The organism is Planifilum fulgidum, assembly GCF_900113175.1.
Classification (GTDB): Bacteria; Bacillota; Bacilli; order Thermoactinomycetales; family DSM-44946; genus Planifilum; species Planifilum fulgidum.
This window is the reverse complement of the sequence record NZ_FOOK01000006.1, coordinates 18,307-37,076: the sequence shown is the minus strand read 5'-3', so window position 1 is coordinate 37,076 and position 18,770 is coordinate 18,307. Positions and strand designations below refer to the sequence as shown.

Sequence of the window (18,770 nt, the reverse complement as noted above, 5' to 3'; positions counted from 1 at the left end):
GGGCTCATTCGGCCGATCCCAGCGCCTTGCCGAGGTTTTCGGCGTTTTTTTCCATGATGGAGAAATAGTCTTCCCCGGATTTCTCCTCCTGCGGCGTCAACCCCTCCAGGGGATTCAGCACCAGGGCTTCGGCACCCACTTCCTCCTTGACGGTCTCGGCCAGGTTCCCCGGAACGAGGGAATCGAAAAAGATGACCTTTACCCGGTGCCGCTTGGCCGCCTCGATCACCGCCTTCAATTCCTTCGGACCGGGCTCGTCGGAGGGGGACAAGCCGGAGATGGCGATCTGACGAAGGCCGTATCGATCCGCCAAGTAGCCGAAGGCCGAGTGGGAGACGACAAACTCCCTTTTTTCCGCGTTTTCCGCGATTTCCCGGAAGGTTCGGTCCAGTTCGTCAAAGCGGCGGGAGAGCCGATCGAAATTGGTCCGGTAATCGGCGGCGTGATCGGGATCGGCTTTGATCAGGGCGTCCCGGATCGCCTCCGCCATTTTTTTCGCCCGCACGGGATCCAGCCAGACATGGGGGTCCGCCTCTTGGCGCCCTTTTCCCGATCCGCTGTACAGGGGCTTTAGCGATGCGGAGGCGTCGACGGTCACCGTCCGCTCGGAATCCAGGATCTCCCTGGCCTTTTTGATCCATGCTTCAAATCCGATTCCGTTGTAGATGAAGACGTCGGCGCGGCTCAACCGGGCCAAGTCCCTGGGGGTGGGTTCGAAATCGTGGGGTTCCACTCCCGGAGGGACGAGGAGGGTGACATTCACGTGTTTTCCGCCGATCTTTTCGGCAAAATCGGCGAGGGGATACACGCTGGCGTAAACCATCAGTCCGCCGCCGGAATCTTCCTGCGTTTCTCCGGAGCATCCCGCAGCCATCAGAATCATGACGAGAGATAAGGCAACCAGCAGTTTTTTGTCTCGTGGCATGGGTTCACTCTCCCGACGGTAAACTCCTTGTTTTATTATAGAGAGATGACCGGGGTTTGTAAATCGTAATAATTACGATTTAATAGAACCATGATGGGGGCATTGCGGGCGCAAGATCGCCTTTTCTATAATGGAGGAAAAGTGGAAGCCGAATTCTGCGGGCAACCCCGCGGGTTTTCCGGATGCGCAGGCGGTGGATCGTGCCACCTGCGGATCCGTCAAGCGAGGGTGAATCCATGCACCGGAAAAGCGTTGGAAAAACGGTCCTGATCACCGGCGCCTCGACGGGCATCGGGGCCGAGTTGGCAAAACGGTTTGCCGAAGGCGGATTTGATCTGATTCTGGTCGCCCGCAACCGGGACAAGCTGGAGCGGCTGGCGGAAGAAGCGGGAAGGCGCTTCGGCGTTTCCGTCCGGGTGGTCGTCAAGGATCTGTCCGAACCCGCCGCGTGCGGGGAATTGATTCGGGAGCTGGAAGAAGCGGGGATCGAGGTTCACGTCTTGGTCAACAACGCCGGAATCGGTGTGTACGGTCCGTTTGCGGAGACGGACTGGGAGAGGGAACGGGAAATGATCCGGTTGAACATCGAAGCGCTCACCCGGTTGACCAAGGCGTTTCTCCCCGGCATGCTCCGGCGGGGGGAGGGGAAAATTCTCAATGTGGCCTCCACCGCCGCGTTTCAGCCGGGCCCTCTGATGTCGGTCTATTATGCTTCCAAGGCCTATGTCCTTTCCTTTACCGAAGCGATTGCGGAGGAGGTCCGGGGGACGGGGGTGACGGTGACGGCCCTTTGCCCCGGCCCCACCCGGACGGAATTCGGTTCCCGGGCGGGGTTTGGAACGTCCAGACTGTTCCAGCGCGGTGAAATGGATGCGGAGACCGTCGCCCGGGAGGGTTTCCGGGGGCTCATGTCCGGCCGGCGGGTGGCGATCCCCGGGCTGTCCAATCGCTTGCTGGTCGGTTCGGTCCGGTTTTTGCCCCGCGGGCTGATCACGAGGATCATGAAAAGGATTCAGAAAACGCGGGAGGTCCGGGACGGAACGTGAACCTCCCGCGTCGCGGGACGGGAAGGTCGGCGGGAAGAGATTGGCGAATTGTATGGTTGCATCCGGTTTCATCCATCCCTTTGTACGAGTATTGACCGGTCTTAAAAAAGATGGGGGAGGGTTATGATGGGTGTCATTGAAATGATCAATCCGGCGACGGGTGAGCGCCTCGGAGAACTGGAGGAGACTTCTCCGGAAGCGATTGAGCGGGCCATGGTTCATGCGCGAAAGGCGTTTCGGCGTTGGGGGAATCTGCCCCTTGCGGAACGGTTGGATCACATCAACCGCCTTCGCCGCTATATCGTCGATCATGCCGATGAACTGGCGGAGACGGTGGTCAGGGACACGGGCAAAGTGCATCTGGAGGCGCTGATGACAGAAATTTTGCTGACGGTCGATTTTATAAAGTATTACGAAAAGAAGGCCGCCTCCATCCTGAAGCCGAAGAAGGTGTCGACACCGATCACCCTGATCGGCCGGCGCTCCTGGGTGGAGTACCGGCCGATGGGAGTGGTGGCCGTCATTTCTCCCTGGAATTACCCCTTTCAGTTGGCGATGATTCCGGCCATTTCCGCCCTGGTTGCCGGAAACGCCGTGCTGATCAAGCCGTCGGAGGTGTCCCCCCTCACGGGTCTTTTGATCGAGAAGGTCTTCCGGAAAGTCGGTTTTCCGGAAGATGTGGTGCAGGTGATCCACGGGGGAAAAGAGGTGGGGGAACGGCTGATCCAGGCGCGCCCGGACAAGATCTTTTTCACCGGCAGCGTCGCCACGGGGAAAAAGGTGATGGCCGCCGCCGCGGAGCATCTGATTCCCGTCGACCTGGAATTGGGCGGAAAGGATCCGATGATCGTCTTCGCCGACGCCGATCTGCGCCGGGCGGCGAACGCGGCGGTCTGGGGCGCCTTCACCAACGCCGGGCAAACCTGCATGGCGGTGGAGCGCCTTTACGTGGAGTCGTCGGTGTATGAGACGTTCGTCCGGATGGTGAAGGAACGGACGGAAGCCCTGCGGTTGACGGAAGAGGGGGCCGACGTGGGATCGATGACTTTCCCCCGGCAGTTGGACATCGTGGAGGCGCATCTTGCCGATGCGAAGGAGAAAGGGGCGAAAATCCTGTGCGGGGGGCGGAGAACCGGTTCCGACGGGCTCCATTTTGAACCGACGGTTTTGACGGATGTGGACCATTCGATGCGGATCATGCGGGAGGAAACCTTCGGACCGGTGTTGCCGATCATGCCCTTCGACACGGAGGAGGAAGCGATCCGGCTGGCCAACGACACGCCCTACGGCCTGAACAGCAGCATCTGGACGAAGAACCGCAAGAAAGCCCGCCGGGTTGCCGGGCGGATCGAAGCGGGGAACGTGTGCATCAACGACGTCATGATCAACATGGCGAATCCGGGCCTTCCCTACGGCGGGGTCAAGTGGAGCGGGATCGGCCGGTACCACGGTCCGGAGGGACTGTTGAGCTTCTGTCACCGGGTGTCGGTAATCTCCCACCCCGGGAGGAAAAAGCGGGAGATCAACTGGTATCCCTATTCCGAACGGCAGACGGATGCGATCCGATACCTGATCCGTTTGTTGTATGGAAAAGGATGGAATCTGTCGCTGAAGGAATTGCTCAATTTGGCGGTGCAGTTTTTGCGGCGGAAATAACCCTGCGTCGATGCAACGGTTGCCGGCGGGTGGAAGAAATCAAACGTTGTAACGGGGAGGAGCAGGTTTTGACCAAGCGGGCAAGGACGCGTTTTTGGAAGGGACTTTTGGTGCTGTTCGCTTTCTTTCTGGGTCTTCCGGGAGTGGCGGAGGGGTCGCCGGGGCAAATCAGAATGGAAGTTGATCCGGGGTTTGGCGGAGTGATGAAAGGAGAATGGGTGCCGGTCCGGGTCAGGCTCGCCAATTCCGGTTCCGACGTGGAGGGAGAGCTGATCGTCAAACCGTTTCATTTGAGAAATCGTTCGTTTGCGGGGGAACGGGTGAAACTGGCGGGGGGAACCTCCAAGGAGGTCACCCTTTTGTTGTCCAGGGAATTGGCGTTGCCGGTGGCGGAGATCGAATTTCGCACCGGAGGCGGAGTGGCGGTCCGGAAAAAGCTCGGTGGAACCGTTGCGGGCACGGAGATGCTCATCGGCGTGTTGAGCGATTCACCTGAGCTGTCTTCCCGGTTAAGAAGTTGGTTGGGGGTGTCGGCGGGGCACTCCGAAATCCGGGTGGAAGGGTTAAGGGCGGAGGAGATTCCGAACAGGGACCTGGGCTTGTCCGGCTTGGATGTGTTGGTGATCAACGGCATCGATGTCGGTTCCCTCGGAAAGTCCCGCCAAAGGGCGATTCGCCGTTGGGTGGAAAAGGGCGGTCTGCTGGTGGTGGCGGGTTCCTCCTCCGCTTCGTCCTCCGGGGAGCTGGAGCCGATCCTCCCGGTGAAGGGGGAGGGGACGACGACGCTGAAGAATCTGAAGCCCTTCCGCCGCTGGGGAAACGTCCCCGAGCCAAAATCCCCCCTGACCGTCGGCCGCGTCCGGCTGGCGGACGGGGGACGGGCGGTGATTTCCGCGGGGGATCTTCCCTTGCTGGCCCGGCGTCCGGCCGGGGCGGGGGCGGTGATATCCGCCGCCTATGATTTGACGGCCTCTCCCTTGGCCGAATGGTCCGGAAACGAACGGCTGTGGCGGGAAATGCTGTTTTTGGGCGGAGGGGAAGGACGGTCGTTTCGGTTGGAGGGCGTTCCGCGCTCCGGCAATGCTTCCCTGGAAAAGGCCCTGATGAAGATGCCGCATCTCGAACTTCCCAGTCTTTCCGCGATGGCGGCGCTTTTTTTGGTGTATGCGCTTGGGGTGGGGCCGATTCTCTTTTGGATTCTCAAGACGCTGAACCGGCGGGAATGGGCATGGTGGATCATTCCGTCTCTGGGGATCGCCGCAACCTTGGGGATTTACGCCTATGGCAAGATCCTCAGGGGGGACGAGGTGCTGGTCCACAACCTTGCCTACGTGGAGACGAAAGCGTCGGGTGAAGCGGAGGTTCGGGGCGTTTCCGCATTTTGGAGCCAGGAGGCGGGAACATACCGGCTGGACGGGAAATCGAACCTCTGGTTGTGGCCTTTTCCGGAGCAGGGGGAAAACCGCCTCGGGGCGGGCGTATCCGGCCGGTCGGCGGTCACCTTTTTGGATGTGCCTTATTGGACCCCGCGCGGGATGTCTGCGGAATCGACGGCTTCCCTGGGTGGGGATCTCCGCGCCGTCGCCAGGTTTCGGGACGGAACGTGGCACTGGGAAGTGAAAAACGGAACCCGCCTTTTTTTTCGGGATGTGAGTCTCGTCCTGGGAGATGACGTGCGGCGGGTCGGTTCCCTCGCCCCCGGGGAGACCAAGACATTTAAGGCGGAGGATGTTTCCCGGGATGCCCAAGGCGAGATCCAAGACCTTTCGAAACCGGAGTTGAAACAGCAGATGAAACAGAGGATGAAGCAGCAATGGAAACAGACGAGGGAAGATCTGATGCAGAGTCATGTGACGGGATACTGTGTGACGGGCTGGACGGAAGAGCCCATCTTCTCCTACGGGATCCGGGGGCGGGAGACGAAGGAGGAACACCTCTCGATGGTGTTGGGGCGCGTCGAAATCGAACCGGTCAAAAAAGAAAACACGATCCTGTGGAACCGCGGCACCCTTCCCTCCCAATATGTGGAGGGAGATCGCTTGCTCTCCTCCACGAAGGATTCGGCGCTCAAAGATCATAGTAATCCGGTGATGATCGCCTATGATCTTCCCTTTGCACCGGCTGATTGGAAACCGCTCCGGATCGATGTTTTCCCGGAAAAGCGGCGTTATGTGGAGGTGTACGACTGGAACAGGGGAAGATGGGTGGAGGCGAAACGGCTTTCCCGTCTGTCTCCGGACGAGCTGCCCCATTTTGTCTCTCCGTTCAATCGCATCGTGATCCTGACGGACCGGCCCGGGGCAGGACCTCTCCTGGAAGTGGAAGGACGGGTGGTGCGATGATCCGAACGGAGAATCTGTCCAAACGGTTTGGGAATGTGGAGGCGGTCAAATCCCTCAACCTTGAAGTGGCTGAAGGAACGGCCTACGGGTTTATCGGTCCCAACGGCGCCGGCAAGTCGACGACCATGGCCATCTTGGCCACGCTGCTCGCCCCGAGCGAAGGCAGGGCCTGGATCGACGGATGGGATGTGACGGATCATCCCGACGAGGTGCGGCGCATAATCGGTTACATGCCCGATTTTTTCGGGGTGTACGACCGGTTGACCGCCGAGGAATATCTCGCCTTTTTCGCCGCTGGTTACGGAATTGAGCCGCCCCGGCGGGGGGAAGTGATCTCCAGGCTGTTGGAACTGGTCCGCCTGTCGGACAAACGGGACGCCTATGTGGATCACCTTTCCCGGGGGATGAAGCAGCGGTTGGGATTGGCCCGCTGTCTGGTTCATGATCCGAAGCTCCTCATCCTGGACGAACCGGCATCCGGACTGGATCCCCGTGCCCGGATCGAGTTTCGGTCCGTGCTGCGGGAATTGAAGTCGATGGGCAAGACGATTTTCATCAGTTCACACATCCTGCCGGAACTGGCCGATTTCTGCGATGCCATCGGCGTGATGGACCGGGGGAGACTGGTGGCCGCCGGGAATGTGCAGGAGATCATGGACCGCTATCGGGGAGGCCGGACCGTGGAAATCCATCTGCTGGAGGATGCGGATCGGGCGGTGAAATTGCTGGAAAAGGAAGAAGGGATCACCTCCCTCCGCGTGGAAGAGCGCAAGCTGACGGTGGGGATGGAGGGGGACGAGCATCGCCAGGCGGAGATTTTGTCCCGCCTGATCGCCGAAGGGATTTCCGTGTATCGATTTGAAGAAGTCGCCACAGACATTGAGGACGTTTTTTTGAAAATCGCGGGAAACGGGGAGGAAAAGGGTCCATGAACCGATGGCCGCAGGTGTGGGATGATCCGGTGCTGAACAAGGAAGTTCGCCAGCGGATGCGATTTTCCCGGACCCCCTGGATTGTGTTCCTTTATCTGGGCATCATGGGGTTTTTGATCTTCACCTATATGTTTTTGATGGAAAAGGAACAGTTTCTTAATTCGGAAGAAAACCGGTTTCTGTTCATGGGGCTGGCGCTGATCCATCTGATGATCCTCGCCTTCGTCGTTCCCGGCTTGACCGCCGGGACGATCAGCGGGGAGCGGGAGCGGCAGACGCTTTCCGTGCTGTTGACGCTGCCCCTTTCATCCAGCGGGATCATCTTCAGCAAGTGGTTGGCCTCAATAGCCTTTGTGATCCTGCTGATCGTCGCCTCTCTTCCTCTTTACGCCTCCGTTTTTCTGTTCGGAGGCGTTTCCCCGGGGGAGATCCTTTATACCTTTGTTCATCTGCTGATCACGGTCTGCTTCTTGGGGGCGCTCGGCGTCTTTGTTTCCACCCAGATCCGGCGGACGGGGCCGGCGATGGTGACCGCCTACGTCGCGGTGGCGATGATTTTGGTCGGCATTCCCGTGTTGATGTTTTTCATCGCCCTGTTGTACGATCGGTTTTTGTGGGACTCTCCTCACCATCTCCCGCTACCCTTTGAACTTTTGGCCGGCCTGCATCCCGTGATCACGCAGTTGGCCGTTTTTTTCGGGGAACATATGGGATTGGGTCTCCAGTGGCGGATCGACATCTATTGGATGTATGTTTCGGCCTATGCCCTTTTAACCGTTGGCTTGCTCGTCGCCGCCTCTTATTTTCTTTCCCCTGCCCGTTGGAAGAAATGGAGTTTCTTCTCCTCAAGGAGTTCTTTGAAAAAGGGCCCGAAAGATCCCGGATGAAAGGGGGAAAGCCGTGCTTGAGGAATGCCTCTTGCTGATTCCGTCGCTCTTCAGCATGGTTGGGGGAGTGATCGGCTATAAACAATACATTTCCAAGCTGGCTGGGATATCCGATGAAAAGGAATTTCTGTCCCGAAGCAACCGGGAATTCCGGCAATTTGCCTTGAAATACGCCGTCATTGGAGGGACGATGGCCGGACTAATGGGAATTGCTGCCGTCCGGATCTCTTCGGGAAAGGCCGTTCCCGGAAACGTGCCTCTGCTGATGGTGATCGTTTTTTTGATGATCCTTGTCGCTTTATTGTCCATCTATTTCATCACCGCCGGCGTTCTTCATGATCCCCGTTCTTCCGCCAGGGTTAAGAAAGATATGATACAGTCGATGATCGCTGCGGCTATGGCGGTCAATGCAGTTCCGATTATTTCCATGGGCATATTTCTCGCGATCATCGAGAAGCACTATTGATTTGTCCGGCGCAAGAAGAAAATGGAGTATTACAAGACGGATGCCTGATTTTTTACCGTTTCTCTTTGCAAGGGTCCGCATGTTGACGATCCGTCTTTTTCCCGTCGGGATCCATTTCGGCATTTTTTAAGGAAAATCTTCTGTTTCTCTGTCAAATCAGGTATATTTTATTTAAAAGCTTTGTTCGGCCCAAGACGGCGATCCTCTTGGGCCGTCTAAATTCTCGGGGAAAGGAGGGGGTAAAGCGGTGCTGGACCCGATTTGGTCTCTGGTGATCGCATCGGCGCTCGGGATGATCGGGGGACTGATTCCCTACAAGCTTTTTGTCTCCCACCTTGAGGAGAGTTCCTCCGAAGAGGAGTTTTCCGCGAGGAGACAGCAGGGATATTATCGGTACTTGATTCGGCACGTTTCGACCCAGGCGATTCCAATTCTTTTTCTACTGTATGGCATGTACTTCATTCTCTCAGAGGGAAGCGCCTCCACAAGCGTGACGGATGTGACTCCGTTCCTGGCGGCGGTGATTTTAATCATCATTTTAGGTAACTTATTCCCCTATCTCATGGTGTTGCCGATATTGCGGGATCCCCGCACCACGGAGCAGATGAAAAATCAAACCAAAGGCTTGTATGCCGTGGGAAGTTCATTGATCATCGCGGTAGCCATCGCCTCCCTTGGAATGCTGATATTGATTTTCACCGGCCAGGTTTGAGCAATCCTGCGGAAACGATCTTGAGAGAAAGGAGAAAACCCCTTTGTTCAATCCGATATGGTCCCTGGTGGCCGCGTCGGTGATTGCGGTGATCGGGGGAATTGTCGTTTACAGACAAGTGGTTGCTCATCTTTCCGAAAGCTCCTCGGAAGAGGATTTTCAGGCCCGGAGGCAGCGGGCGTATTCAAGTTTTGTCATCCGATTCCTCCTTGTCGAATTGGTGTCGATGTCTATCCTCTTATACGGCATGTATCACATCGTCGTCTTGAGGACGGTTGAGTTCGCCGATGTGACCCTGCCTTTGGCGGTGGTTCTCCTGACGATTTTGTTTGCCTTTCTGTCCCTTTATTTCACCACTTCGCAGATCACCAAGGATCCCCAAGCTTCCGAGGACGTGAAAAGGTTCATGAGTTCCATGATGATCATGGGTTTCGGTCTGATTTCCGGTCTTCCTGTGGCATCCCTCTTTTTGCTGTTCGGCGTCATGAACCAATGGTTTTAGGGAGTCGTTCCGAAAGTCGGAATCCTGTTGCCCGGGCCCCTTTCAAGCGATCCGGGAGGCGGAACCGGAGGCATCTTCCGGGCGGCGCCCGCTCTCCCGTCTGCCGTGGGAGTTTTTCTTCGGAAGTGATGTCGGGCAAAGCAAAGGCCGTTAAATGTCCGGCGGGCCTTCCTCCGCATCACGCAAGGGCGGAAAAGGAAAGGGATTTTCCTTTGGCGAAGGTTGTATTGCCCAAACCAAATTGAAAGGATGAATTCCGTGTCCGGAAGGAACGCCGTTCAAGCCCTGGTAGAGGAACACGAGCGGGCGCTGCACCATCTGATGACCATGATGAACCGCTGGCCGGAGGATGCATTGGATCGGCCGGTGACGGATTTCGGGACGGTCCGCAATTTGTTGGTACATATCGTCGAGAGCATGTTTACTTATTTCCAGTGGGTGAGGGAGAAGCTGGAACTGGGGGAGAACGTCTCTCCGCCCCTGGCGCGGGAAGCGCTCAGCCGCCTTTCTTCCCCAAGGGAGTGGGAAAGGGTGCTCTCCCTCAGCCTGCCCTATTGCCGGGAGGCGACCGCCGGCGTTTATGACGACGACTTGGGGAAGGCTTTTCCCGCCTCCTGGAACGAGCGGGAAATCTATATGGTGGAGCAGATGCTGGAACACGCCATCGTCCATGTGTGGAGACATGTCCGTCAGTTGGAGGGCCTGGGGCTGTGACCACTCCCTTAAGGAGTAGATTGGTCCGGTGAAGGGGAGGAGCGGGGATCCGGGGATGCGATCGCCGGCAGGATCCGGCGACGTGCATTTCTCCGTGGCGTAAGGGGAGGTTCCCCCTATGGGCTCCGCTTGTGGATTTGTCATTATAACGGGAATGCGGGGGGATCCGCAGTGATTGTTCGGAAGCAGGGGGATCGGTTTGTTCTGTTTCGCCAGCACGACCATGCCCTGGTTTCCGCCGATTTTGCGCTTAAACTGAAAGAGATCGGCCGGTTTCACCCCTCCGCGGTCTATGCCATTGCCATGCATGATGTGGGTTGGCGGCTTCTGGACCGGGAGGTGTTGTGGAACGAGGAGGAGGATCGTCCCTATTCCTTCATGGACTATCCCCTCGGGCCCAAATTGCCCGCCTATAAAGCCGGGATCGACCGGGTGGCGGCGGAGGATGCGTATGCCGGCTGTCTGTGCAGCATGCATTACGCCTCCTTTTTCGAAGGGGTTTCGGACCCGGCGGCGGTCCGTTTCCGGGAGGAGGAGCTGGAGAGGCAGGAGCGGTTGAAGGCGGGGATGAAGAGCGAGGAGCGGGACGGATTGAATCGGGATCTTCGCCTCCTCAAGTTCTGCGACCACCTTTCCCTCTTTGTCTGCCTGAACGAGCCGGGACAAAACCGCTTTCCCTGGTTCCGGGAGGGCATGGATTATTTCGGCCGGAGGCTGCTTCCGGTCTGGGAAAGCCCCCGGCAGTTGCGCTTCTCTCCAAACCCCTTCCGGGAGCCCTTCACCGTCACGATTCCCTATCGGGTCGTCAATGCGGCGAGGGAGCCGGAGGAAGAGGGACAGCTGTCCATCGACGTGGTTTGCTGAAATTGTGCCGGGAGGATCTCAGGTGAAGGTGAAAGGTTTCAATCACGTGACGATTCGCGTGTCGGATCTGGAAAAATCCCTGGGTTTTTACCGGGATCTGCTCGGGATGAAGCTGGTTCACCGGGGAAGGACCGATGCCTACCTGGAATGGGGAACGGCCTGGGTCGCCCTGGTGGAGAAGAAGGCGCAGGCCGGGGATCAAGGCGGGAATTCCGGCTTCGGCGTCGATCACGTCGCCTTCTCCATCGATGAGGAGGACTTCGATGAGGCGGCCCGCCGGCTGGAGGAGTCCGGGGTTCGCATCGTTCGGGGGCCCGTGCGCCGGGGCGTCGGCCGCTCCATCAACTTTTTGGATCCCGACGGAACCCAGCTGGAATTGCACACCAGCAACCTGCAGGAGCGGATGACGGTCTGGTCGTGAGACGGGGATTCCAAGGATTCGGCGAGAAGTTTTTCGAGGCGAAGGATATGGGCTGCGCCGTCACCTTTGCGTGACGGCCCTTTCCCGTCGGCCCGCGTCAAGTGCGGGGGATCGGCGGCTCATGGATCAAGTGGGGGAAAAATTTGCTGAATGCGTCACGCCGGAAGCGGATGGCGATCAATGGACGGGCCGATTTCACATGCCGGATTTCCCCGTTGCCGCGGGAAACAAATCGGGGAGAAAAATCCCGGTCAGGGATTTTTTTTGCCCTTTACATAGACATAAAATGACTAGTAAAATAAATACCATGGCACGGTCGTTTCAACGTTCACCCTTGGCATTGGCCATCCTCGTGCTCCTTGCGGAGGAACCCATGCATCCTTACCGGATGCAGCGGCTGATCAAGGAGCGCGGCAAGGATCTGGTCATCAATGTTCAGCGGAGGGCGAGCCTCTACCAAACCATCCGGCAATTACTCCGGGCCGGACTCATCCGGGTCAGGGAGACTTCCCGGGAAGAGAACCGGCCGGAACGGACCGTTTATGAGTTGACCGAAAAGGGTCTCAAAACGGCCCGGGATTGGCTCAAGGAGATGCTTTCTTTCCCGAAGGAGGAGTTTCCCGAATTTCCGGCGGCCCTCTCCCTCCTTCCCCTGCTGGAGGTCGGCGAAGTTCTGCGCTGCCTGGAGGAGCGGGAGGCTGCCCTCGCCGAAAAATTGTCCCGCCTTGACAGCATCCTTCGCGAGGAGGGGCCGGCATTGCCCCGGCTGTTTTTGTTGGAGATTGAATATCTGCACTTCATGCTGGAGGCGGAGGTGAAATGGGTCCGTTCCCTGATCGGCGATTTGCGCTCCGGCCGGATCGCCTGGGACGAAGAATGGCTTCGGAGGCAAGCGGATTCCGGGAAGGGGGATGACTGACATCACTTGCGCCTGCTCGGGAAGGCTCGATGAAGAAGGAGGCATTGCCGATGGCCGTAAAAACCCCGAAGGGATACAAGGGAATCGGCATGAATGGCGTGATCGCCACGTGGTATGCCCGCAACACCAAGAAGAGCATCGAAGAATACAAAAAGGACGCCCAAAAGGTGGCGGAAGGGCTGTCAGGAGGGGAGGAGATTCTCGAACTGGCTCCGGGACCGGGGTATTTGTCCATCGAGTTGGCGAAGCTCGGCAATTTTCGCATCACCGGTTTGGATATCAGCGAGACGTTTGTCGAAATCGCCCGGAAAAATGCCCGGGAAGCCGGTGTGGGTATCGATTTTCGCCACGGGGACGCCTCCTCCATGCCCTTTGCGGATCATTCCTTTGATTTCATCGTGTGCCGGGCGGCCTTCAAAAACTTTTCCCGGCCGGTCACGGCCCTGGACGAGATGCACCGAGTGCTGAAGCCCGGGGGCCGGGCGCTGATTCTGGATTTGCGGGGGGATGTTTCCCGGGAAGCCGTCGAAAAGCATGTGAGAGAAGATCTGGGGCTGAGCGGAATCAACCGGCTCATGACCCGATGGGCCTTCGAGTTCATGCTCATCAAACGGGCTTATACCAAAGAGGCCTTCGAGCAGTTGGTCTCGAAGAGCCGATTCAAGACCTGCGACATTCGCGAAAGCACCATCAGCCTGGAGGTATGGCTGCAGAAGTGACCTTTTCCGCTTTGGACCGCGCATTGGCGGTCCGATATTTTTTCCGCGGAGCGGAACGATCCTGCCAAACCGCCGGCTTTCCGGATCGGATCCGCGCTTTTCCTCGGCGGGAGTTTTGCAAGAGGAACTTTCGTACTGTTTTTGCGGATGAGAAATCCTCCCGCGTGGCCGGGAGGATTTTTCCCTTGGCGTCAGAGCATCCGCCTTTTCTGTATGGGAAAGGCCTGCCTTCAAAAGCGGTGACGGGTCTGAAGGCGTACCGGCGGCACCCTGCTGCTTGGATGTGCCTTGCAGGCATTGTAACGCAATGGACTGGGATAAAAATCAAGGTGACATCTCCAAGGATTTGAAACGGACAAAAGAAAAAAGTGATGTAAGCCCCCGCAGCTCAGGAATCCCGTTCCTTTTTCCATATTTGTTCCCCACATTCCTCCAACAGCGCTGCGGCCCGCTTTTCCAGCCGGGGCAGGCGGTCCTTTCCGAAAAATCGGAGGTCGATGCTTTCATTGTCGGAGATCTGGAGCGTTCCGCGGACCGGTCGAGCCCGGTACAGCGCGATGACATTGTAGACTTCATCCCCGTTGGGGTACCGATAATAATACCGGGGGCCGGAGAACACGCCCAAGAGTTGAAGCGCACCGGCGTCCAATCCGGTCTCTTCCTTCAATTCGCGCCGGGCGGTCTCTTCCAGGGTTTCCCCGGGTTCCATGGCGCCGCCGGGGAGACCCCAGTCGAAGGAGTCGGAGCGGCGCTGAAACAGGATCTCCCCTTTTTCGTTCATCACCACCACGGTGGCGCCCGCGACGATGATCGGAAGGCTGCCGATTCTTTTACGGAGCTCCGAGATATACATCCGTTCACCTCCGGAGGATTGTCAAACGTGGTACAATGGCTGTACTATACCAAAGGAAACGTGGGGGAGGAAACAAATGCATCACGATCTGAAACCGGTCCCGGGGATGGCCCCGATCGTCGGCCTCCTTTACGCAACCGTGGAGGATACATACCGGAGACTGAAGCAACGGGTGAAGGGGATGTCCCAGGAGGAGCTGGACTATAAGGGGCCCTTCGGGGACCTCAACAGCACAGGACAGTTGATCCGTCACTTGGCGGTGGTGGATCTCCATTGGGTTTACCGCCTCCGGGGAGAGCCGGTTCCCCGGGATTTGCAGGAAGCCTACGGTCCCATGTTTGACCGGCAGGGGAAGATTCCTGCCGTGTCCGGGGTGCCCCTGGAGGAACTGCTGGAGTCCTACGACCGGGTTCAGACATGGTTCCGGGACGTATGCCTTGGGCTGACAGACGATGACCTGGACCGGGTGGTCGATTATGAAGACGGGAAAACGGCCACCATCCGCTGGGGAATCTGGCACATCGCCGACCACAGCCGTTACCATCAGGCCCAAATCGCCTGGCTTCGGAAATGGTGGCGTCAAGGGAGGAACAAGGGATGAATTTCTTGCATTTGTCGGAGGAGGTCCGCAGGGCGAAGGAGGAGAACCGCCCCGTCGTCGCCCTGGAATCCACCATCGTCGCCCACGGCATGCCGTATCCGGACAATCTGAATACGGCGCGGGAGGTGGAGGCGATCATCCGCGATCACGGGGCGGTGCCGGCGACGATTGCCATCCTCGACGGGAAGATCAGGGTGGGTCTTGCCGAAGACGAACTGCGGTTCTTGGCGAAACATGACGGAGTGGAGAAGGTGAGCCGGCGGGACCTTCCCCATGTGATCGCCACCGGCAAGCCCGGGGCCACCACCGTCGCCGCCACGATGATCTGCGCCCGGATGGCCGGGATTGACGTGTTCGTCACCGGCGGCATCGGCGGGGTGCACCGTCAGGCGGAGAAGACGATGGATATCTCCGCCGACCTGCAGGAGCTGGCCCGGACGGACGTGGCGGTGGTCTGCGCCGGGGCGAAATCGGTGCTGGACATCGGACTGACCTTGGAATATCTGGAAACCCTCGGCGTCCCGGTCATCGGCGTGGGGACGGAGGAATTTCCCGCCTTTTACTGCCGCTCCAGCGGCTATCCCGTCGATGTGCGCCTGGACACGCCGGAGGAGATCGCCCGGGTGATTCACACCAAGTGGGAACTGGGGCTTCAGGGCGGCCTCGTCATTGCCAATCCGATCCCGGAAGCGGACGCCCTGGAGGAAGAAACCATGGAGCGCATCATCGCCGACGCCCTGCGCGAGGCGGAGGCGGCAGGGATTTCCGGCAAGCGGGTGACGCCCTTTTTGCTGGACCGGATCAAAACCCTGACCGGCGGCGACAGCCTGCGCGCCAACATCGCCCTCGTCAAACACAATGCCCGGGTGGGGGCGCAGATCGCCCGGGCCCTGCACCCGCTGCGTCACGGGCGGTCGTAGACCCTTGCAAAGGGTTCCCGCATTTACAAGAAGCGGTCCTGAGATCAGGGCCGCTTCTTGTTTCCGGCATTCATATCTCCTTCCGAAGGAGCGAAATCCGGTCACCATCCTGTGGGAGAGGACGGGGATAAAATCCAGTGTCTTGTCAAGCTTTGGTGCGGAACTCCGTCGACACTAGCCGATGGAGTTCTTTTTGCGTGAGGAGTTTCTCCCCGATCTTGTTAAATACAACCATTTGCTTATTGAGGACGTTCCAATTCCCGATTATGATGTTTTTAATATGGATTACCCCCTTCTTAACCCAGGAGGAGCATAAAATGCAAAATTTTCGCCTGCGGCTGAGAGAAATATTGGACCGGCTTCAGGAAAAGTGGCTGCAGTGGAAAGCTTCTCATCCGGGATGGATTCGCGCTTATACGGTCTTTTCCATGGTTTCTCTGCTTGTCTTTCTCTTGAGCCTCTTCTTTTTTGAGGACGCGCGCAAGATTTTCGTCCAATTTTTGTGGAGCCTTTATCTGTTGTGGCAGTTTTGGATCCTGGCCCGAAGCAAGACGTTCACCTGGAAAACCTATTCCGCGTTTTTTCTGGTGGGGGCTTGGGTAATCCCCTTTATCACCCAGGGGTTTGTGGCCATCATTCACCTCCTCTTCGGCGGGGAGCCCTCCGATTGGTGGAGCATCGCCGTGGTGACGCCGATTGTCGAGGAAATCTTCAAGCTGCTTCCCCTGTTCGTTTATCTGTGGCTTTCCCGACGGGCCACCGCCCTCAGCCTGAGCGATTACGCTCTGATCGGGGCGGCCGTCGGGGGTGGGTTTCAAATGATGGAGGAGGTGGCCCGCCGGCTGGCTTCCGGAAAAATCTGGGGCTACGGCTTCAGCATCTGGGACGGCCAGGTGATTCACTGGGAATTTTTCGACCTGTTTCCGGGGTATTTCGAGTCCAGCTATTTCGCCACCGAGATGATGTCCGGTCACGCCGTCATCACGGCCCTCACCGCCCTCGGCGTCGGTTTGGGAATCCGGTGGCGGCGCAAGGGCGGGCGCGCCTTTCTCCTCGTCCCCCTGTTTCTCCTGTTCTGGGCGGTCTTGGATCACGCCGTGTGGAACGACAGCGGAGGAGATCTGCCCGAATGGATCAACAAGCTCCACGATGCCTTGGGCAGCGGATATTATGCCGAGCCGGCTTTGCTGATCCTGCTGGCCCTGGGGATCTTTTTGGATTATCGGGACATGAACCGGATCGGCGACCGGTTGCCCCGGTTGCCGGGAGAACGGGTGATTCATCCCTTCGGGGAGCTTCGTCACCTGTTTTGGGCATTTTTGGCGGACCCGCGACTCTTGGCGCAGAGCCTGTTGTTTGTCCAGGACCGGAAACAGCTGGCCTTTTCCCTGCTGGGAGCCGAAACGGTCTTCGACAAAGGATATAAGCGGAAACGGGAAGAAGCATTGTCAAGGGGGCTGGACCGGCACCGGGAGCAGATGCTGGCGATCATCGGAACCTTCGCTCTCCTGGGACTGGTCCTGACGGTTGTGATTGCCGGAGCGGCCGCATCGGCGGAGACGGCCTGTTTCGCCTGCCTGTTCGATTCCCTGGCCAACTGGTGGGAGGGCCTGGACGGCTGGGAGCAGGGGCTGATCTTTCTCGGGGCCCTCGCCCTCGGCTGGTGGCTGTTCGGAGGACTCCAACTGGCTTTCACCATCCTCACCACCCTGATCAGCATCGCCGAAAACGGCCACGCCATCGCCCGTTTTCTCCGCAATCCCCTGGCGGAGACCCGGACCTGGTGGAACCAATGGTCCCGGCTTACCCCGGCACAGCGGCTGCAGGTGGCGGCATCGACGCTATTGAGCGCCGCCCTCCACCGCTTCGGGGGCGCGGCGATCAAGAAGACGATCCGGTTTGCGAAAAGGCATTACAATAGTGTTTTTCGTGCAGATAATGATTTTTACAGTAAGACTCGTCCCAGTCAAAGCGGAAAAACGGAAATTCCCAAGGCACATCTAGATGAAATGGGAAATCTCATTCCGGCTAATCCAAATGGTCGGGCAAGTATTACAGAACATATCCTTAACATCAATAAACATGATTCCCCCTATATATCGACGACGTCTGAACAAGGAATATCAAAACGATATGGAAAGCAACGAATTCAAATTGATTTGGATAAACTTCAAGAAGCGATTTCTAAAGGAGAAGTACAAGCAGAAATTATTGGACAAGATCGGATTATTCAGGAACTAAAACAAAGCTTAGAAATGAAGAAACAGGAACTGAATCAATTGATTCAAAGAGAGAATTATTCAAAAAGAAGGTATGATAAACTGATAGAAAGTATAATAAAACTGGAGAATGCTATTGAAAACACAAGGCGTGATAAGGAAATTTTGATCAAGGGAATTGTGCCTAATCGCTTTATATCAGGACCTGAAAATTTGAACTGACCATTAAGGCGGTGACAAAAATGTTTGAATCCTTTCCGGAGGCATACAAACTGTTGGAATGCGATGACGACGGAAATTATGTCGGAATAGATCAAGTTTGGGACATGGAGCAAATTTCCCCACAGCGTTTAAGAGGGGTTATTCACTTGGCGTATAATGGAAGCCGTGAGATCCGGTTTTATTCCACTTTGACGTTGTTGGAATGGTATGAACCGGTTGGTTTGGAAGCATGTCAATCGCTGCTTGATTCCCAACTCTTGGATGAGGGCCCTGCTCTTTTTCCTCATCGGTTGTGGGGAGAGGATTGTGCTTATGAAGAACTGGCGTTCCGAGTTGTGCGCCCCATAGATGATTGGGAGATTCAAAAGCCCTTGATTCGACGGTTTCTTTCCCCTGAAATTTATGGGAAACATGCTTTTCTTGAAGGGTCGTTCACACGCATGTTAATACCCAGAAAAGAAAGACCGCATACACTTCATTTTCAGACATTGGCTGACGACATATTATCGGCAATGCAAGCGGCACTTGACTCAAAAGAGCTTGAGTATCCTGTTTTTCAGGCATCCCTGTGCTTAAGGCCGCTGGTTGCCATGGGTAAAGTGGATCACGAAGGGTTGGAATGGTTTTTCAATCTTCCTCCCCAACAGCCTGATCCCCGCTTTGAGGCCGTCAGTGCTGCAAGGTTTTTGCCCGATGGCGGAAAGGCCTTGTATGATCGTTGGGAAAAATCTTCAGATCCGGAGGTGCAACAGTGGGTGCGGATGTTTCGGAATCATTGATGAATAACCACTCTTAAAGTTTCCATTTGCCAAGGGTTGAAAAGAAGAAAACAAGGACAGGTGTTCAGTCT

Annotated in this window: 19 protein-coding genes; 17 read left to right on the top strand and 2 right to left on the bottom strand. The window is 57.2% G+C overall.

Features of this window, described 5'->3' with window-relative positions; genetic code table 11:
• Positions 1 to 4 precede the first annotated feature (4 nt).
• A complete protein-coding gene (locus BM063_RS04935) occupies positions 5 to 925 on the bottom strand; it encodes a metal ABC transporter substrate-binding protein (RefSeq protein ID WP_092036455.1) in 921 nt (306 codons plus the stop codon).
• A 236-nt stretch (positions 926 to 1,161) separates the two neighbouring features.
• Between BM063_RS04935 and BM063_RS04930 the strand changes: the two genes are divergently transcribed.
• The 13 genes from BM063_RS04930 to BM063_RS04870 all read left to right on the top strand — a co-directional run bounded on the left by BM063_RS04930 (position 1,162) and on the right by BM063_RS04870 (position 13,105).
• On the top strand, positions 1,162 to 1,971 hold the full coding sequence (locus BM063_RS04930) for an SDR family NAD(P)-dependent oxidoreductase (protein ID WP_092036454.1): 810 nt from the start codon (positions 1,162 to 1,164) through the stop codon (positions 1,969 to 1,971).
• A gap of 126 nt (positions 1,972 to 2,097) precedes the next feature.
• Positions 2,098 to 3,627 (top strand): aldehyde dehydrogenase family protein, encoded by a 1,530-nt coding sequence (locus BM063_RS04925; RefSeq protein ID WP_092036452.1) that lies wholly within the window; start codon positions 2,098 to 2,100, stop codon positions 3,625 to 3,627.
• Positions 3,628 to 3,695: 68 nt separating this feature from the next.
• On the top strand, positions 3,696 to 5,969 hold the full coding sequence (locus BM063_RS04920) for a hypothetical protein (protein ID WP_092036450.1): 2,274 nt from the start codon (positions 3,696 to 3,698) through the stop codon (positions 5,967 to 5,969).
• The gene (locus tag BM063_RS04915) at positions 5,966 to 6,901 is read left to right on the top strand and encodes an ABC transporter ATP-binding protein (RefSeq protein ID WP_092036448.1); all 936 of its coding nucleotides are present in this window, start codon (positions 5,966 to 5,968) and stop codon (positions 6,899 to 6,901) included. The genes BM063_RS04920 and BM063_RS04915 overlap by 4 nt, the downstream gene beginning before the upstream one ends.
• Entirely contained in the window at positions 6,898 to 7,788 is an 891-nt protein-coding gene (locus tag BM063_RS04910; protein WP_092036446.1) for an ABC transporter permease, read from the top strand. The genes BM063_RS04915 and BM063_RS04910 overlap by 4 nt, the downstream gene beginning before the upstream one ends.
• Positions 7,789 to 7,855: 67 nt before the next feature.
• Positions 7,856 to 8,254, top strand: coding sequence for a hypothetical protein (locus tag BM063_RS04905; RefSeq protein ID WP_177198989.1), 399 nt, complete (start codon positions 7,856 to 7,858; stop codon positions 8,252 to 8,254).
• Between the two features lie 247 nt (positions 8,255 to 8,501).
• Positions 8,502 to 8,966, top strand: coding sequence for a hypothetical protein (locus BM063_RS04900; RefSeq protein ID WP_092036442.1), 465 nt, complete (start codon positions 8,502 to 8,504; stop codon positions 8,964 to 8,966).
• 43 nt (positions 8,967 to 9,009) lie between these two features.
• Entirely contained in the window at positions 9,010 to 9,468 is a 459-nt protein-coding gene (locus BM063_RS04895) for a hypothetical protein (protein WP_092036440.1), read from the top strand.
• 258 nt (positions 9,469 to 9,726) lie between these two features.
• Complete coding sequence (locus BM063_RS04890) at positions 9,727 to 10,182, top strand: hypothetical protein (protein WP_143085238.1); 456 nt, start codon at positions 9,727 to 9,729, stop codon at positions 10,180 to 10,182.
• Between the two features lie 171 nt (positions 10,183 to 10,353).
• Complete coding sequence (locus BM063_RS04885) at positions 10,354 to 11,046, top strand: DUF3891 family protein (RefSeq protein WP_177198988.1); 693 nt, start codon at positions 10,354 to 10,356, stop codon at positions 11,044 to 11,046.
• 22 nt (positions 11,047 to 11,068) lie between these two features.
• Positions 11,069 to 11,467 carry a VOC family protein gene (locus BM063_RS04880; RefSeq protein WP_092036435.1) on the top strand — a complete coding sequence of 133 codons (399 nt, stop codon included), beginning with the start codon at positions 11,069 to 11,071 and terminating at the stop codon, positions 11,465 to 11,467.
• A 286-nt stretch (positions 11,468 to 11,753) separates the two neighbouring features.
• Complete coding sequence (locus BM063_RS04875; RefSeq protein WP_092036648.1) at positions 11,754 to 12,386, top strand: helix-turn-helix transcriptional regulator; 633 nt, start codon at positions 11,754 to 11,756, stop codon at positions 12,384 to 12,386.
• A gap of 50 nt (positions 12,387 to 12,436) precedes the next feature.
• Positions 12,437 to 13,105, top strand: coding sequence for a class I SAM-dependent methyltransferase (locus tag BM063_RS04870; RefSeq protein ID WP_245752072.1), 669 nt, complete (start codon positions 12,437 to 12,439; stop codon positions 13,103 to 13,105).
• Positions 13,106 to 13,493: 388 nt separating this feature from the next.
• Here the strand turns inward: BM063_RS04870 and BM063_RS04860 are convergent, their stop codons facing one another.
• A complete protein-coding gene (locus BM063_RS04860) occupies positions 13,494 to 13,958 on the bottom strand; it encodes an NUDIX hydrolase (RefSeq protein WP_092036431.1) in 465 nt (154 codons plus the stop codon).
• A gap of 76 nt (positions 13,959 to 14,034) precedes the next feature.
• On the opposite strand from BM063_RS04860, the gene BM063_RS04855 reads away from it, so the two are divergent.
• The 4 genes from BM063_RS04855 (at position 14,035) to BM063_RS04840 (ending at position 18,699) form a co-directional block, all read left to right on the top strand.
• A complete protein-coding gene (locus BM063_RS04855) occupies positions 14,035 to 14,559 on the top strand; it encodes a DinB family protein (RefSeq protein ID WP_092036429.1) in 525 nt (174 codons plus the stop codon).
• Entirely contained in the window at positions 14,556 to 15,479 is a 924-nt protein-coding gene (locus BM063_RS04850; protein WP_092036427.1) for a pseudouridine-5'-phosphate glycosidase, read from the top strand. Before BM063_RS04855 ends, BM063_RS04850 begins: the two co-directional genes overlap by 4 nt.
• A gap of 317 nt (positions 15,480 to 15,796) precedes the next feature.
• Positions 15,797 to 17,920, top strand: coding sequence for a PrsW family glutamic-type intramembrane protease (locus BM063_RS04845; protein WP_177198987.1), 2,124 nt, complete (start codon positions 15,797 to 15,799; stop codon positions 17,918 to 17,920).
• A 20-nt stretch (positions 17,921 to 17,940) separates the two neighbouring features.
• Entirely contained in the window at positions 17,941 to 18,699 is a 759-nt protein-coding gene (locus tag BM063_RS04840; RefSeq protein WP_092036422.1) for a hypothetical protein, read from the top strand.
• The last annotated feature ends 71 nt before the right edge of the window (positions 18,700 to 18,770 follow it).

Bases quoted from the DNA above. Each gene is read 5' to 3' on its own strand.
- BM063_RS04935 (WP_092036455.1), bottom strand. From the start codon at position 925: ATGCCACGAGACAAAAAACTGCTGGTTGCCTTATCTCTCGTCATGATT.
- BM063_RS04930 (WP_092036454.1), top strand. From the start codon at position 1,162: ATGCACCGGAAAAGCGTTGGAAAAACGGTCCTGATCACCGGCGCCTCG.
- BM063_RS04925 (WP_092036452.1), top strand. From the start codon at position 2,098: ATGGGTGTCATTGAAATGATCAATCCGGCGACGGGTGAGCGCCTCGGA.
- BM063_RS04915 (WP_092036448.1), top strand. From the start codon at position 5,966: ATGATCCGAACGGAGAATCTGTCCAAACGGTTTGGGAATGTGGAGGCG.
- BM063_RS04910 (WP_092036446.1), top strand. From the start codon at position 6,898: ATGAACCGATGGCCGCAGGTGTGGGATGATCCGGTGCTGAACAAGGAA.
- BM063_RS04875 (WP_092036648.1), top strand. From the start codon at position 11,754: ATGACTAGTAAAATAAATACCATGGCACGGTCGTTTCAACGTTCACCC.
- BM063_RS04870 (WP_245752072.1), top strand. From the start codon at position 12,437: ATGGCCGTAAAAACCCCGAAGGGATACAAGGGAATCGGCATGAATGGC.
- BM063_RS04860 (WP_092036431.1), bottom strand. From the start codon at position 13,958: ATGTATATCTCGGAGCTCCGTAAAAGAATCGGCAGCCTTCCGATCATC.
- BM063_RS04855 (WP_092036429.1), top strand. From the start codon at position 14,035: ATGCATCACGATCTGAAACCGGTCCCGGGGATGGCCCCGATCGTCGGC.
- BM063_RS04850 (WP_092036427.1), top strand. From the start codon at position 14,556: ATGAATTTCTTGCATTTGTCGGAGGAGGTCCGCAGGGCGAAGGAGGAG.
- BM063_RS04845 (WP_177198987.1), top strand. From the start codon at position 15,797: ATGCAAAATTTTCGCCTGCGGCTGAGAGAAATATTGGACCGGCTTCAG.
- BM063_RS04840 (WP_092036422.1), top strand. From the start codon at position 17,941: ATGTTTGAATCCTTTCCGGAGGCATACAAACTGTTGGAATGCGATGAC.